Source organism: Pseudomonas sp. Pseusp16, from assembly GCF_047324915.1.
GTDB classification, from domain to species: Bacteria; Pseudomonadota; Gammaproteobacteria; order Pseudomonadales; family Pseudomonadaceae; genus Aquipseudomonas; species Aquipseudomonas fluorescens_CD.
Genome location: NZ_CP168522.1, coordinates 3392659 through 3406438, shown reverse-complemented (window position 1 = coordinate 3406438; position 13780 = coordinate 3392659). Strand labels below are relative to the sequence as shown.

Here is a 13780-nt window from a genome sequence, read left to right as displayed (position 1 = left end):
CATGTCACTGCTTGCGCTGACCGATACGCAGATCAGCACCTGGGTGGCGACGTTCATGTTGCCGCTGTTTCGCGTCGGCTCCTTGCTGATGGTCATGCCGGTGTTCGGCACGACCTTGCTGCCTCGGCGCATCCGCCTGTATTTCGCATTGGCCATTACCGTGGTCATCGCGCCGGGCCTGCCACCGATGCCTCCGGTCAATCCCCTGGACCTTAGCGGGTTGTTGCTGATCGCCGAGCAGATCCTCATCGGCGCGGTGATGGGCTTTTCCTTGCAGTTGTTCTTCCAGGCCTTTGTGGTGGCCGGACAGATCGTCGCCATTCAAATGGGCATGGGCTTCGCCTCGATGATCGACCCGGCCAACGGCGTATCGACGGCGGTGATCGGGCAGTTTTTCACCATGCTGGTGACGCTGCTGTTCCTGTCCATGAACGGTCATCTGGTGGTGTTCGAGATCCTCACCGAGAGCTTTACCACGTTGCCGGTGGGTGGCGGCCTGATGGTCAACCACTACTGGGAACTGGCCGGCAAGCTCGGCTGGGTGCTCGGTTCGGCGTTGTTGCTGGTGCTGCCGGCGATTACCGCGCTGCTGGTGGTCAACATCGCGTTTGGCGTCATGACCCGGGCGGCGCCGCAACTGAACATTTTCTCTGTCGGCTTCCCGCTGATCCTGGTGCTTGGGCTGTTTATCGTCTGGGTCGGGCTGGCGGACATTCTCAATCAGTACCAACCGCTGGCCTCCGAGGCCTTGCAGTTGTTGCGCGAAATGGCACGGGCGCGCTGAGTCATGGCTGAGAGCGAAAGCGGTCAGGACAAGACAGAAGACCCCACGGAGAAACGCAAGCAGGACTCCCGTGAAAAAGGCGAGGTCGCACGGTCCAAGGAGCTCAACACCCTGGCGATCATGCTGGTCGGTGCCTCGGCGCTGCTGATTTTTGGCGGCGCGATGGCGCAGGACATGATGGAGCTGATGCGCATCAACTTCTCGCTGCCGCGGGAAGTGATCCTGGACCAGCGTTACATGGCCACCTACCTGATGCGCTCGGGGCAAATTGCCCTTTGGTCGATCCAGCCAGTGATGATCACGCTGGTGCTGGCCGCCATCATCGGGCCGATTTCCCTGGGGGGCTGGCTGTTCGCGGCGAGCTCCATGGCGCCCAAATTCAGCCGCTTGAACCCCGGCCCCGGGCTCAAGCGCATGTTCTCGACCAAGTCGCTGGTCGAACTGCTCAAGGCCCTGGCCAAATTCATCATCATTCTGTTCGTGGCGCTGGCGGTGTTGTCGTCGGACATCGATGACCTGCTGCGGATCGCCCATGAACCCTTGGACATGGCCATCATTCACAGCCTGCAAGTCGTGGGCTGGAGCACCTTGTGGATGGCGTGCGGGCTGATCCTCATCGCTGTGGTAGACGTGCCTGTGCAGCTCTGGGAAAGCCACAAGAAACTGCTGATGACCAAGCAGGAAGTGCGTGACGAGCACAAGGATCAAGAGGGGCGGCCGGAGGTCAAGCAGCGAATTCGACAGCTGCAGCGCGAGATGTCCCAGCGGCGGATGATGGCCGCCATTCCCGAGGCCGACGTGGTCATCACCAACCCGACGCACTACGCCGTGGCGCTCAAGTACGACCCGGAAAAGGGTAGTGCGCCGGTATTGCTGGCCAAGGGGACCGACTTCCTGGCCCTGAAGATTCGTGAAATCGCGGCGGCCAACGAGATCCTGTTGCTGGAATCCCCGGCGCTGGCGCGCTCGATCTACTACTCCACCGAGCTTGAGCAGGAAATCCCCGGCGGGCTCTATCTGGCGGTAGCGCAGGTATTGGCTTACGTCTATCAGATTCGACAGTACCGTGCGGGCAAGGGCAAGCGACCGGATCCGCTCAAGGATGATCTGCCGATTCCGCCGGATTTGCGCCGCGATTCCTGAGTTTCGCGCTGTCGCTGACGGCCCCATCGTCGGGTTCGACGAGGTCCTGTGGGAGCGGGCTTGCTCGCGAAGAGGCCTGCCCAGGCAACACATATCCCCCTGAAAAATCGCTCTATTTCTCCCTTTGCAAAAGTTGGAAAGCTTCTTGCAGTAGCCGCTCTGCGCCCGCTTCAGGCGTCAAAAGTTTGCTTTAAAGGAACGGGGAAAACCGGTGGATCGCTCTCAGTTAATCAACAGTGCCCGCAGCAACATTGCCGACCTCAGTCGAGGCAATCTGGGCGTGCCGCTGTTGCTGCTGGTCATGCTGGCGATGATGATGCTGCCGGTGCCGCCGTTTCTGCTGGACGTGTTCTTCACCTTCAACATTGCGCTGTCCATCGTCGTGCTGCTGGTGTGCGTCTACGCCTTGCGCCCGCTGGACTTTGCGGTGTTCCCGACCATTCTGCTGGTGGCGACGCTGTTGCGCCTGGCGTTGAACGTGGCCTCCACGCGGGTGGTGATGCTCCACGGCCAGGACGGTCATGCGGCGGCCGGCAAGGTGATCCAGGCGTTCGGCGAGGTGGTGATCGGCGGTAACTATGTGGTCGGTATCGTGGTCTTCGCGATTTTGATGATCATCAACTTCGTCGTGGTGACCAAGGGTGCGGGGCGGATTTCCGAGGTGAGCGCGCGTTTCACCCTCGATGCGATGCCCGGCAAGCAAATGGCGATCGACGCCGACCTCAATGCCGGCCTGATCGATCAGGCCCAAGCCAAGGCCCGCCGCTCGGAAGTGGCCCAGGAAGCCGAGTTCTACGGCTCCATGGACGGTGCCAGCAAATTCGTCCGGGGTGACGCCATTGCCGGCCTGTTGATCCTGTTCATCAACCTGATCGGTGGTATGGCGGTCGGTATCTTCCAGCACAACATGAACTTCGCCGACGCCGGCAAGGTGTATGCGTTGTTGACCATCGGTGACGGTTTGGTGGCGCAATTGCCATCACTGTTGTTATCGACAGCGGCAGCGATCATGGTGACCCGTGCTTCCGGCTCGGAAGACATGGGCAAGCAAATCAATCGCCAGATGTTCGCCTCGCCCAAGGCGCTGGCGGTGGCGGCGGGCCTGATGGCGGTCATGGGCCTGGTGCCCGGCATGCCGCACTTCTCGTTCCTGAGCATGGCGGCCCTGGCGGCTGGCGGCGCTTACCTGTTCTGGAAAAAGCAGAACGTCGCCAGGGTGCAGGCCCTGCAAGAGGTCAAGCGCCAGCAGGAGCTGCTGCCGTCGCCGGCCCGCGCCCAGGAAACCAAGGAGCTTGGCTGGGATGATGTGACGCCCATCGACATGATCGGCCTGGAAGTGGGTTATCGCCTGATTCCACTGGTGGACCGCAACCAGGGTGGCCAGTTGCTCGCGCGGATCAAGGGGGTGCGCAAGAAGCTGTCCCAGGATCTCGGCTTCCTGATGCCGACCGTGCATATCCGCGACAACCTCGACCTGGCGCCAAGCGCCTATCGCCTGACCCTCATGGGGGTGATCCTGGCCGAGGCGGAGATTTACCCGGATCGCGAGCTGGCGATCAACCCGGGGCAGGTCTACGGCACGCTCAATGGCATTACCGCCAAAGATCCGGCTTTCGGCCTGGAGGCGGTCTGGATCGAAATCAGCCAACGCGCCCAGGCGCAATCCCTCGGTTACACGGTGGTCGATGCCAGTACAGTAGTGGCTACCCACTTGAACCAGATACTCTACAAGCATTCCAGTGAGCTGATCGGTCACGAAGAAGTGCAGCAGCTCATGCAATTGCTGGGCAAAAGCTCGCCGAAACTGGCCGAGGAGCTGGTGCCGGGCGTGGTTTCGCTGTCGCAGTTGCTCAAGGTGCTGCAAGCGCTGCTGGCCGAACAAGTGCCTGTTCGCGATATCCGCAGCATTGCCGAGGCCATCGCCAACAATGCCGCCAAGAGTCAAGATACCGCCGCGCTGGTGGCTGCCGTGCGTGTTGGCGTATCCCGCGCAATCGTCCAAAGCATTGTAGGCACTGAGTCGCAGCTGCCAGTCATCACGCTGGAGCCAAGGTTGGAACAGATATTGCTCAATAGTCTGCAGAAGGCAGGACAAGGCTCGGAAGAAGGCGTTCTGCTGGAGCCAAGCATGGCGGAGAAGTTGCAACGCTCGTTGATCGACGCGGCGCAGCGTCAGGAGATGCAAGGTCAGCCGGTAATTCTGCTGGTGGCCGGTCCGGTTCGCGCGATGCTCTCGCGATTTGGCCGACTCGCAGTCCCGGGTTTGCATGTGTTGGCTTACCAGGAAATTCCTGACAACAAGCAAGTGACCATCGTTGCGACAGTAGGGCCCAACGGCTGAGGTAGTGGTTTATGCAAGTTAAGCGTTTTTTCGCCGCCGATATGCGTCAGGCCATGAAGCTGGTTCGCGATGAGCTGGGCGCTGATGCCGCCATTATTGGCAACCGCCGGATCGCCGGGGGTGTCGAGCTGACGGCTGCGCTGGATTACAAGTTGTCGGCGCTGGCGCCGCGGGTTCCGAACATGGAGCTCGAAGACGAGCTGCGCAAGACTCAGTCGCGGATCGTCACCGCCCAGGCCGAATTGAGCCTGCGTGGCGATGGCGAGAGCGACAATGCTACCAACCGCCAGTTGTTCGCCGGCTTGCCGTTGACCGCCGCCGAGCCGCTGATCGAGCCGACGTACGCCGAGCCCCGTCGCCCTGCACCGGCCGCTGCGCCAGCGTCCGGTGGCGTAGACCCGCGCGCGTTCGACTCGATGCGTTTCGAGCTCAACAGCCTGCGCGAACTCATGGAGGTACAGCTTGGCTCGCTGGCCTGGAATCAGCTGCAAGGCAGTCGTCCGGACCAGGCCAACCTCTGGCGTCGCCTGCAACGCATTGGCCTGTCTGGCCCGCTGTCGCGCGACCTGCTGGCAATGATCACGGAAATCGAAGAACCTCGTCAGGCGTGGCGCATGTTGCTGGCGCACCTGGCGCGCATGATCGTTACCCCGGAAGTCGAGCCGCTGGAAGAGGGCGGAGTGATCGCCATGGTCGGCCCTGCCGGCATGGGCAAGACCACCACCCTGGCCAAGCTGGCTGCCCGTTACGTGCTCAAGTACGGCGCGCAGAACATTGCGCTGGTGAGCATGGACAGCTTCCGCATCGGTGCCCAGGAGCAGCTCAAGACCCTGGGGCGCATTCTCAATGTGTCGGTGACCCACGTCGACCCGGGGCAGTCCCTGGTGCAGGCGCTGGAACCCTTGCTGCGCAAGCGCGTGGTGCTGATCGATACCGCGGGCCTGCAGGCCAGCGATCCGGCCCTGCGCATGCAGCTCGAAAGCCTGGCCGGTCGCGGCATCCGTTCAAAAAATTATCTGGTCCTGGCAACCACCAGCCAGAAACAGGTTCTAACGGCCGCTTACCACAGTTACAAGCGTTGCGGGCTAGCTGGCTGCATCCTGACTAAACTGGATGAGACGGCAAGCCTGGGCGAGGTGTTGAGCCTGGCCATCAGTCATGAGTTACCCGTGGCCTACCTGACCGATGGCCCGCGGATCCCGGATGATTTGCATCTGCCGCGCCGTCATCAGTTGGTCAGTCGCGCCGTCAGCGTGCAAATGCAGGAAGAACCCAGCGAAGAAGCCATGGCTGACATGTTCGCTGATATTTACCACAGCCAAACCAAGCAGGTTGGCTAAGGTAGTAATGAACAGTTTTTGTACCTACATCGATGGTCTGCCATGCATTGTTCCGATTGCGAACGCGCAGCCAGTAATGTGGCCTCCGTCTATGCAAGACAAGGTAAAGAAATAACATGGGCAGCATGCATCCCGTACAGGTGATTGCGGTGACCGGCGGCAAAGGTGGCGTCGGGAAAACTAATGTGTCAGTGAACTTGTCCCTGGCTCTGGCTGAGCTTGGCCGGCGCGTCATGCTGTTGGACGCCGACCTGGGACTGGCGAACGTCGACGTTCTGCTGGGCCTGACACCCAAACGTACCCTGGCCGACGTGATCGAGGGCCGCTGCGAACTGCGCGACGTACTGCTGCAGGGACCAGGCGGCATCCGTATCGTTCCGGCCGCATCCGGCACTCAGAGCATGGTGCATCTGAGTCCTGCGCAACACGCCGGCCTGATCCAGGCCTTCAGTGATATCGGTGACAACCTCGACGTATTGGTGATCGACACCGCTGCGGGCATAGGTGACTCGGTAGTCAGTTTCGTTCGCGCAGCCCAGGAAGTGCTGCTGGTGGTGTGTGACGAGCCGACCTCGATTACCGATGCCTACGCCTTGATCAAGTTGCTCAATCGCGACTACGGCATGAACCGCTTCCGCGTCCTTGCCAACATGGCCCAGAGCCCGCAGGAAGGGCGCAACCTGTTCGCCAAGTTGACCAAGGTCACGGATCGCTTCCTCGACGTCGCCCTGCAATACGTCGGCGCTGTGCCCTACGACGAAAGCGTGCGCAAGGCTGTGCAGAAACAGCGCGCCGTCTACGAGGCTTTCCCGCGTTCCAAGTGCTCGCTGGCGTTCAAGGCCATCGCGCAGAAAGTCGATACCTGGCCGCTGCCTGCCAACCCGCGCGGGCACCTGGAGTTTTTCGTCGAGCGCCTCGTGCAGCAAACAGCAGGACCCGTGTTATGACAGCAAGCGGTTACAACCTCTACAAGAAATCGGCGCGTGATGCGCAGTACGAGCTGATCGAGCGTTACGCGCCGCTGGTTAAACGCATTGCTTACCACCTGCTGGCGCGCTTGCCGGCCAGTGTCCAGGTCGAAGACCTGATCCAGGCCGGGATGATCGGCCTGCTTGAAGTGTCGACCAAATACGACGCCAGCAAAGGCGCCAGTTTCGAGACGTACGCGGGCATTCGAATCCGCGGCGCCATGCTCGATGAAGTGCGCAAGGGGGACTGGGCGCCACGTTCGGTTCACCGCAATACGCGCATGGTCAGCGACGCGATTCGCTCGATTGAAGCGAAAACCGGCCGTGACGCTAAAGATCACGAGGTTGCGGCCGAACTCCAATTGAGTCTCGACGATTACTACGGAATTTTGAACGACACCCTGGGCAGCCGGTTATTCAGTTTCGACGATCTGTTGCAGGACGGCGAACACGAAGGGCTGCACGAGGATGGCGCGAGTGCTCATCTCGAGCCGTCACGCGATCTGGAAGATGAACGCTTCCAGGCTGCGCTGGCGGATGCGATTGCCAATTTGCCGGAGCGTGAGCGACTGGTGTTGGCGCTGTACTACGACGAAGAGTTGAACCTCAAGGAAATCGGTGAGGTCCTGGGGGTCAGCGAATCGCGGGTCAGCCAGTTACACAGCCAGTGCGCGGCCCGTTTGCGGGGGCGTTTGGGGGAGTGGCGAGCGCGCTGAAGGCAGTGTGGGGACACTGCGAACGAGGCTGGTGTGGTGTTGAACTGCGCCAGTCGCGATCTGTTGTGCTCCAGACAGTCATTGAGTGCTTTGCCGGATTGATTGAAATGGCGCGTCCAGGTGCTGGGCGCGTTTAAGACTGCTTGGAGGTCGAATTGGACAAGAACATGAAAATCCTCATCGTTGATGACTTCTCAACGATGCGGCGGATCATCAAGAACCTGCTGCGTGACCTTGGGTTCACCAACACCGTCGAGGCCGACGATGGCACTACCGCCATTCCGGTGCTCAACAGCGGAAGCATCGACTTTCTGGTAACGGACTGGAACATGCCTGGCATGACCGGTATCGATCTGCTGCGCCACGTGCGTGCCGATGAAAAGCTCAAGCATCTGCCGGTGCTGATGGTGACCGCTGAAGCCAAGCGCGAGCAGATCATCGAAGCGGCCCAGGCCGGCGTTAACGGCTATGTGGTCAAACCCTTCACGGCCCAGGCGTTGAAAGAAAAAATCGAGAAGATTTTCGAACGCATCGGTTGATGAGTGCGCCACGGGGGAGCTATGGACAATAACGAAACCTCATTGGGCGATTTCGAATCGACCCTGAAAAAACACGCCGTCGAATTGGTCGCAAGCCTTGAAAAGGGCAAGTTCGGCGACGCGGTGCAATTGATCCATGAGCTCAACCAGACCCGTGACCGCGGCCTGTATCGGGAAGTGGGCAAGCTCACTCGCGAACTGCATAGCGCGATCGTCAATTTCCAGATTGACCCGCACATGCCGCAAGCCGAAGAAGTGTCGCAGATTACCGATGCCACCGAGCGTCTGGGGTATGTGGTCAAGCTGACCGAAGCTGCGGCCAACCGCACCATGGATCTGGTGGAAAGTGCCACGCCACTGGTCAATGGCCTGGCGGATGAAGCCCAGGCCTTGAGCACGGACTGGGGGCGTTTCATGCGTCGCGAAGTCGGGGCGCAGGAGTTTCGTGAACTGGCCCGGCGGGTCGACGGGTTCCTGGCGCGCAGCGGCACGGACAATCGCGCGGTGTCGGGCAACCTGAACGACATCCTGCTCGCCCAGGATTACCAGGACCTCACAGGGCAAGTGATCAAGCGCGTGACCCAGTTGGTCACCGAAGTTGAAAGCAACCTGCTCAAGCTCGTGCTCATGGCCAGTCAGGTGGACCGCTTTGCGGGCATCGAACATGACCGTGAAGCGATGCTTGCTGAAAAAGATCCACAAAAACATCTCTCTCAGGGTGAAGGTCCGCAGATTCATGCCGATAAAAGAGAAGACGTTGTGTCCGGTCAGGACGATGTGGACGATTTGTTATCCAGCCTGGGGTTTTAGAATTTTAGGCATTTTAGGTTTTTAGACCTGTCTGTTAGGAGCACACCCTTAATGAGCTTCGGCGCCGATGAAGAGATCCTTCAGGATTTCCTGGTTGAGGCCGGCGAGATTCTAGAGCAACTGTCCGAGCAACTGGTCGAGCTGGAAAGCCGTCCGGATGATGCGGATTTGCTCAATGCAATTTTTCGCGGTTTTCACACTGTAAAAGGGGGCGCCGGCTTCCTCCAGCTCAACGAGCTGGTGGAGTGCTGCCACATCGCCGAGAACGTGTTCGACATCCTGCGCAAGGGTGAGCGTCGCGTTGATGCGGAACTGATGGACGTGGTTCTCGAAGCGCTGGACGCGGTGAACAGCATGTTCAGCGAAGTCCGCGAGCGCGGCCCGATCACGGCCGCGACACCTGAACTGCTCGCGGCGCTGGCCCGTCTGGCCGAGCCGCAATCGGCTGACGAGGCAGTAACTGCGCCCGTCGCCGCCGTGGTCGAAGCGCCAGTGGCTGAAGCTGATTCCGGCGATATCACCGACAATGAATTCGAACAACTGCTGGACTCGCTGAATGCCGTCAAGGCTCAGGCCGTGGCGCCGGCAGCTGTTTCTGCGCCGGTCGGCGATGCCGCGGCCAGCGATGAAATCACCGATGCCGAGTTCGAGTCGTTGCTCGATCAACTGCACGGCAAGGGCCAGTTCGCCGTCGATGCGGTGGTCCCGGCGCCCGTCGCGCCAGAGGCCCCGAAAGCGGCCGGCGACAGCTCCGACATTACCGACGATGAATTCGAGGCCTTGCTCGATCAGTTGCATGGCAAGGGTAACTTTGCCGTCGAGGCACTGGAGTCGGCCATCGCTTCGGTGCCTGCAGCCGCAGTGCCAAGCGCGGCGGCGGCCGGTAGCGACCTGATCACCGATCACGAATTCGAATCGCTGCTCGACGAACTGCATGGCAAAGGCAAGTTCAGCGAAGTCGGCAGCGCGGCGACGGCCAACGGTTCGAACGCTTCCGTTGCGGCACCGGTGGCCAAGGCGGCGGCGCCGAAACCTGTGGCCAAGGCACCCGAGCCGAAAGCCGAAGCGCCGGCCCCGGTCGCTGCTGCACCTGCTGCAGCCCGTACTCCGGCCGCGCCACCGGCGGAAAAACCGGCGAGCGAAGCCGAGACCACCGTACGTGTCGATACCGCGCGTCTCGACGAGATCATGAACATGGTCGGCGAGCTGGTGCTGGTACGTAACCGCCTGGTCCGCCTGGGCCTCAACAGCGGCGACGAAGCCATGTCCAAGGCCGTGTCGAACCTCGACGTGGTCACGGCCGACCTGCAAACCGCGGTCATGAAGACCCGGATGCAACCGATCAAGAAAGTCTTCGGGCGCTTCCCGCGCCTGGTTCGCGACCTGGCTCGCCAGCTCAAGAAAGAGATCAACCTGGAACTGGTCGGCGAAGAAACCGACCTCGACAAGAACCTCGTCGAGGCCCTGGCCGACCCGCTGGTCCACTTGGTGCGCAACGCAGTCGACCACGGCATCGAATCGCCGGAAGAACGCGAAGCCTCGGGCAAGGCCCGTGGCGGCAAAGTCATCCTGGCGGCCGAGCAGGAGGGCGATCACATCCTGCTGTCGATCTCCGATGACGGCAAAGGCATGGACCCGAACGTCCTGCGTTCCATCGCGGTCAAGCGCGGCGTGATGGACAAGGATGCGGCCGATCGCCTGAGCGACACCGAATGCTACAACCTGATCTTCGCCCCGGGGTTCTCAACCAAGACCGAGATCTCCGACGTATCGGGTCGTGGCGTGGGCATGGACGTGGTGAAAACCAAGATTTCCCAGCTCAACGGTTCGATCAACATCTACTCGGCCAAGGGCCAGGGTTCGAAGATCGTCATCAAGGTGCCGCTGACCCTGGCGATCATGCCGACGCTGATGGTCATGCTCGGCAACCAGGCGTTTGCGTTCCCGCTGGTGAACGTCAACGAGATCTTCCACCTCGACCTGTCGACCACCAACGTCGTGGACGGCCAGGAAGTGGTGATCGTGCGGGACAAGGCGCTGCCATTGTTCTATCTCAAACGCTGGCTGGTCAGCTCCGCCGCTCACGAAGAGCAGCGCGAGGGCCATGTGGTGATCCTTTCGGTGGGCACGCAGCGGATCGGCTTTGTCGTCGATCAACTGGTGGGCCAGGAAGAAGTGGTCATCAAGCCATTGGGCAAAATGCTCCAGGGAACCGCAGGCATGTCCGGCGCCACCATCACCGGTGACGGCCGCATCGCGCTGATTCTCGATGTTCCGAGCATGCTCAAGCGTTACGCCACACGGCGTATTTGATTCTGGTGGAGCGGGGCGCCTGGCCCCGCTCCATCTAATGGAGTGTTTATGGCAGTCAAAGTCCTGGTGGTGGACGATTCGGGGTTTTTCCGCCGCCGCGTCTCGGAAATTCTTTCAGCGGATTCGAATATCCAGGTCGTCGGCACGGCGACCAACGGCAAAGAGGCGATTGATCAGGCGCTGGCCCTCAAGCCCGACGTGATCACCATGGACTACGAGATGCCGATGATGGACGGCATCACCGCCGTGCGGCACATCATGCAACGCTGCCCGACCCCGGTCCTGATGTTTTCCTCGCTGACCCATGAAGGCGCGCGGGTCACCCTCGATGCGCTGGATGCCGGCGCGGTGGACTTCCTGCCGAAGAATTTCGAGGACATCTCGCGCAACCCCGAGAAGGTCAAGCAACTGCTGTGCGAGAAGATTCTCAGCATTTCGCGCAGCAATCGTCGAGTCAGCGCCTACAGCGCTCCGGCGCCTGTCGCTGCGCCAGCCCCGACGCCTGCGCCTTCCAGCGTGGGCAGTTATGGCAGCAGCGCGCCCGTGCGTCCGGCAGCGGCACCGATCCCGGCGCGTACGCATGCGGCCACTACGTCGTCGCCCGCGCCAAAACGCAAACCCTACAAGCTGGTGGCCATCGGTACGTCGACCGGCGGCCCGGTAGCCCTGCAACGGGTCTTGACCCAATTGCCGGCCAGTTTCCCGGCCCCGATCGTGCTGGTTCAACACATGCCGGCCGCCTTCACCAAGGCCTTTGCCGAGCGCCTGGACAAGCTCTGCCGCATCAGCGTCAAGGAAGCCGAGGATGGCGACATCTTGCGTCCGGGCCTGGCACTGCTGGCGCCGGGTGGCAAGCAGATGATGATCGACGGCCGCGGCGCAGTGAAAATCCTCCCGGGCGACGAGCGTCTGAATTACAAGCCATGCGTGGATATCACGTTCGGTTCGGCGGCCAAGTCCTACGGCGACAAAGTTCTGGCGGTGGTCCTGACCGGCATGGGCGCCGACGGCCGTGAAGGCGCGCGCCTGCTCAAGCAGGGCGGCAGTTCGATCTGGGCGCAGGACGAAGCCAGTTGCGTGATCTACGGCATGCCGATGGCCATCGTCAAAGCTGAACTCGCCGACGCGGTGTACAGCCTCGACGACATTGGCAAGCACCTGGTCGAGGCCTGTATCTGATGGATGTCCTAAGCCTGATCGGCATCATCATGGCCTTTGTCGCCATCATCGGCGGCAACTACCTTGAAGGCGGTCATCTGGGCGCCCTGGCCAACGGCCCGGCAGCACTGATCGTGCTCGGTGGCACCATTGGCGCCGCGCTGCTGCAATCGCCGATGAGCGCCTTCAAGCGCGCCATGCAGATCCTCGCCTGGATCCTGTTCCCGCCTCGCGTTGACCTGGCCGGTGGCATCGACCGCGTGGTGAACTGGAGCCTGACCGCCCGCAAGGAAGGCCTGCTCGGCCTGGAAGGTATCGCCGACGCCGAGCCCGACAACTACGCGCGCAAAGGCCTGCAGCTGCTGGTCGACGGCGCCGAGCCGGAAGCGATCCGCAGCATTCTGGAAGTGGACTTCTATACCCAGGAAAGTCGCGATGTCGAAGCGGCCAAGGTCTTCGAAAGCATGGGCGGTTACGCGCCGACCATCGGCATCATCGGTGCGGTGATGGGCCTGATTCACGTCATGGGCAACCTGGGTGATCCATCGCAACTGGGTAACGGCATCGCCGTGGCCTTCGTCGCCACCATCTACGGCGTGGCCAGTGCCAACCTGATGCTGTTGCCGATTGCCGCCAAACTCAAATCCATCGCGTTGCGCCAGTCGCGTTATCGCGAGATGTTGCTGGAAGGGCTCCTGTCGATCGCCGAAGGTGAAAACCCTCGCTCCATTGAGTTGAAGCTTCAAGGCTTCATGGATTGATGGGGGTAAAGGACTATGGCACGTCGTCGCCAGCATGAAGAGCATGTAAACCATGAACGTTGGCTGGTTTCCTATGCGGACTTCATCACCTTGCTGTTCGCCTTTTTCGTGGTGATGTACTCCATCTCATCGATCAACGAAGGCAAGTACAAGGTCATTTCCGAGGCATTGATCGGGGTCTTTACCGACTCCGACCGTTCGCTCAAGCCGATCCCCATCGGTGACGAGCGGCCGAAGACCGTGACCCCGGCCAAGCCGCTGGTCAAGGACAGTGACCAGGTCGATGCCGGTCTTGCCGGCGCCAGCGATCCGCTCAAAAGCATCGCCGACGACATCAGCGCGGCGTTCGGTGACCTGATCAGCTCCAACCAGATGACCGTGCGCGGCAACGAGTTGTGGGTCGAGATCGAGCTCAATTCCAGCCTGTTGTTCGGCAGTGGCGACGCCATGCCCAGCGACATCGCGTTCAACATCATCGACAAGGTTGCAGCGATCCTGAAACCGTTCGATAACCCGATTCATGTCGAAGGTTTCACCGACGATCAACCGATCCGCACCGCGCAGTATCCGACCAACTGGGAGCTGTCCTCGGCCCGCTCGGCAAGCATCGTGCGCATGCTGGCGATGCAGGGAGTGAACCCCGGTCGCCTGGCTTCGGTGGGCTATGGCGAGTTTCAGCCGGTGGCCAACAACGCCACTGCCGAAGGCCGCGCGCGCAACCGTCGGGTGGTGCTGGTGGTGTCGCGCAACCTCGATGTTCGCCGCAGCCTGACCGGCACCGGAACCGCCCATGCGCAACCGGATGCCGCATTGAAGCGTGCTGGCACACAAACTGCACCGACCCCGGTCAAGTCGCCGGTACGAGAGAGCGCCGTCAATTCTCCGTCACCCGCATTAACACGTTGAG

The 13780-nt window shown here is 61.1% G+C and carries 12 protein-coding genes; all 12 read left to right on the top strand.

Going from position 1 to position 13780, the window contains the following annotated elements:
• The first annotated feature begins 1 nt into the window (after position 1).
• The 12 genes from fliR (at position 2) to motD (ending at position 13779) form a co-directional block, all read left to right on the top strand.
• On the top strand, positions 2-784 hold the full coding sequence (fliR, locus tag ACEN8Q_RS15465) for a flagellar biosynthetic protein FliR (RefSeq protein WP_413705436.1): 783 nt from the start codon (positions 2-4) through the stop codon (positions 782-784).
• 3 nt (positions 785-787) lie between these two features.
• Positions 788-1927, top strand: coding sequence for a flagellar biosynthesis protein FlhB (gene flhB, locus ACEN8Q_RS15460; protein WP_413425168.1), 1140 nt, complete (start codon positions 788-790; stop codon positions 1925-1927).
• Between the two features lie 211 nt (positions 1928-2138).
• Positions 2139-4268, top strand: a complete 2130-nt coding sequence (gene flhA / locus ACEN8Q_RS15455; protein ID WP_413705435.1) for a flagellar biosynthesis protein FlhA — start codon at positions 2139-2141, stop codon at positions 4266-4268.
• A gap of 11 nt (positions 4269-4279) precedes the next feature.
• A complete protein-coding gene (gene flhF / locus ACEN8Q_RS15450; protein WP_413425172.1) occupies positions 4280-5608 on the top strand; it encodes a flagellar biosynthesis protein FlhF in 1329 nt (442 codons plus the stop codon).
• 116 nt (positions 5609-5724) lie between these two features.
• Positions 5725-6555, top strand: a complete 831-nt coding sequence (gene fleN / locus ACEN8Q_RS15445) for a flagellar synthesis regulator FleN (protein WP_008001746.1) — start codon at positions 5725-5727, stop codon at positions 6553-6555.
• Entirely contained in the window at positions 6552-7292 is a 741-nt protein-coding gene (gene fliA / locus ACEN8Q_RS15440; protein ID WP_007894214.1) for an RNA polymerase sigma factor FliA, read from the top strand. The genes fleN and fliA overlap by 4 nt, the downstream gene beginning before the upstream one ends.
• A 167-nt stretch (positions 7293-7459) precedes the next feature.
• Complete coding sequence (locus ACEN8Q_RS15435) at positions 7460-7831, top strand: chemotaxis response regulator CheY (RefSeq protein WP_003183998.1); 372 nt, start codon at positions 7460-7462, stop codon at positions 7829-7831.
• Between the two features lie 21 nt (positions 7832-7852).
• Positions 7853-8641, top strand: coding sequence for a protein phosphatase CheZ (locus ACEN8Q_RS15430; protein ID WP_413425175.1), 789 nt, complete (start codon positions 7853-7855; stop codon positions 8639-8641).
• A gap of 51 nt (positions 8642-8692) precedes the next feature.
• Complete coding sequence (locus tag ACEN8Q_RS15425) at positions 8693-10954, top strand: chemotaxis protein CheA (RefSeq protein ID WP_413705434.1); 2262 nt, start codon at positions 8693-8695, stop codon at positions 10952-10954.
• Positions 10955-11002: 48 nt separating this feature from the next.
• Positions 11003-12133, top strand: coding sequence for a protein-glutamate methylesterase/protein-glutamine glutaminase (locus tag ACEN8Q_RS15420; RefSeq protein ID WP_413428154.1), 1131 nt, complete (start codon positions 11003-11005; stop codon positions 12131-12133).
• Positions 12133-12873 carry a flagellar motor protein gene (locus tag ACEN8Q_RS15415; RefSeq protein ID WP_413428155.1) on the top strand — a complete coding sequence of 247 codons (741 nt, stop codon included), beginning with the start codon at positions 12133-12135 and terminating at the stop codon, positions 12871-12873. The genes ACEN8Q_RS15420 and ACEN8Q_RS15415 overlap by 1 nt, the downstream gene beginning before the upstream one ends.
• 15 nt (positions 12874-12888) lie before the next feature.
• Positions 12889-13779 (top strand): flagellar motor protein MotD, encoded by an 891-nt coding sequence (gene motD / locus ACEN8Q_RS15410; protein WP_413428156.1) that lies wholly within the window; start codon positions 12889-12891, stop codon positions 13777-13779.
• Position 13780 lies beyond the last annotated feature (1 nt).

Bases quoted from the DNA above. Each gene is read 5' to 3' on its own strand.
- fliR (WP_413705436.1), top strand. From the start codon at position 2: ATGTCACTGCTTGCGCTGACCGATACGCAGATCAGCACCTGGGTGGCG.
- ACEN8Q_RS15435 (WP_003183998.1), top strand. From the start codon at position 7,460: ATGAAAATCCTCATCGTTGATGACTTCTCAACGATGCGGCGGATCATC.
- flhB (WP_413425168.1), top strand. From the start codon at position 788: ATGGCTGAGAGCGAAAGCGGTCAGGACAAGACAGAAGACCCCACGGAG.
- fliA (WP_007894214.1), top strand. From the start codon at position 6,552: ATGACAGCAAGCGGTTACAACCTCTACAAGAAATCGGCGCGTGATGCG.
- ACEN8Q_RS15415 (WP_413428155.1), top strand. From the start codon at position 12,133: ATGGATGTCCTAAGCCTGATCGGCATCATCATGGCCTTTGTCGCCATC.
- ACEN8Q_RS15420 (WP_413428154.1), top strand. From the start codon at position 11,003: ATGGCAGTCAAAGTCCTGGTGGTGGACGATTCGGGGTTTTTCCGCCGC.
- ACEN8Q_RS15430 (WP_413425175.1), top strand. From the start codon at position 7,853: ATGGACAATAACGAAACCTCATTGGGCGATTTCGAATCGACCCTGAAA.
- flhF (WP_413425172.1), top strand. From the start codon at position 4,280: ATGCAAGTTAAGCGTTTTTTCGCCGCCGATATGCGTCAGGCCATGAAG.
- fleN (WP_008001746.1), top strand. From the start codon at position 5,725: ATGGGCAGCATGCATCCCGTACAGGTGATTGCGGTGACCGGCGGCAAA.
- motD (WP_413428156.1), top strand. From the start codon at position 12,889: ATGGCACGTCGTCGCCAGCATGAAGAGCATGTAAACCATGAACGTTGG.
- ACEN8Q_RS15425 (WP_413705434.1), top strand. From the start codon at position 8,693: ATGAGCTTCGGCGCCGATGAAGAGATCCTTCAGGATTTCCTGGTTGAG.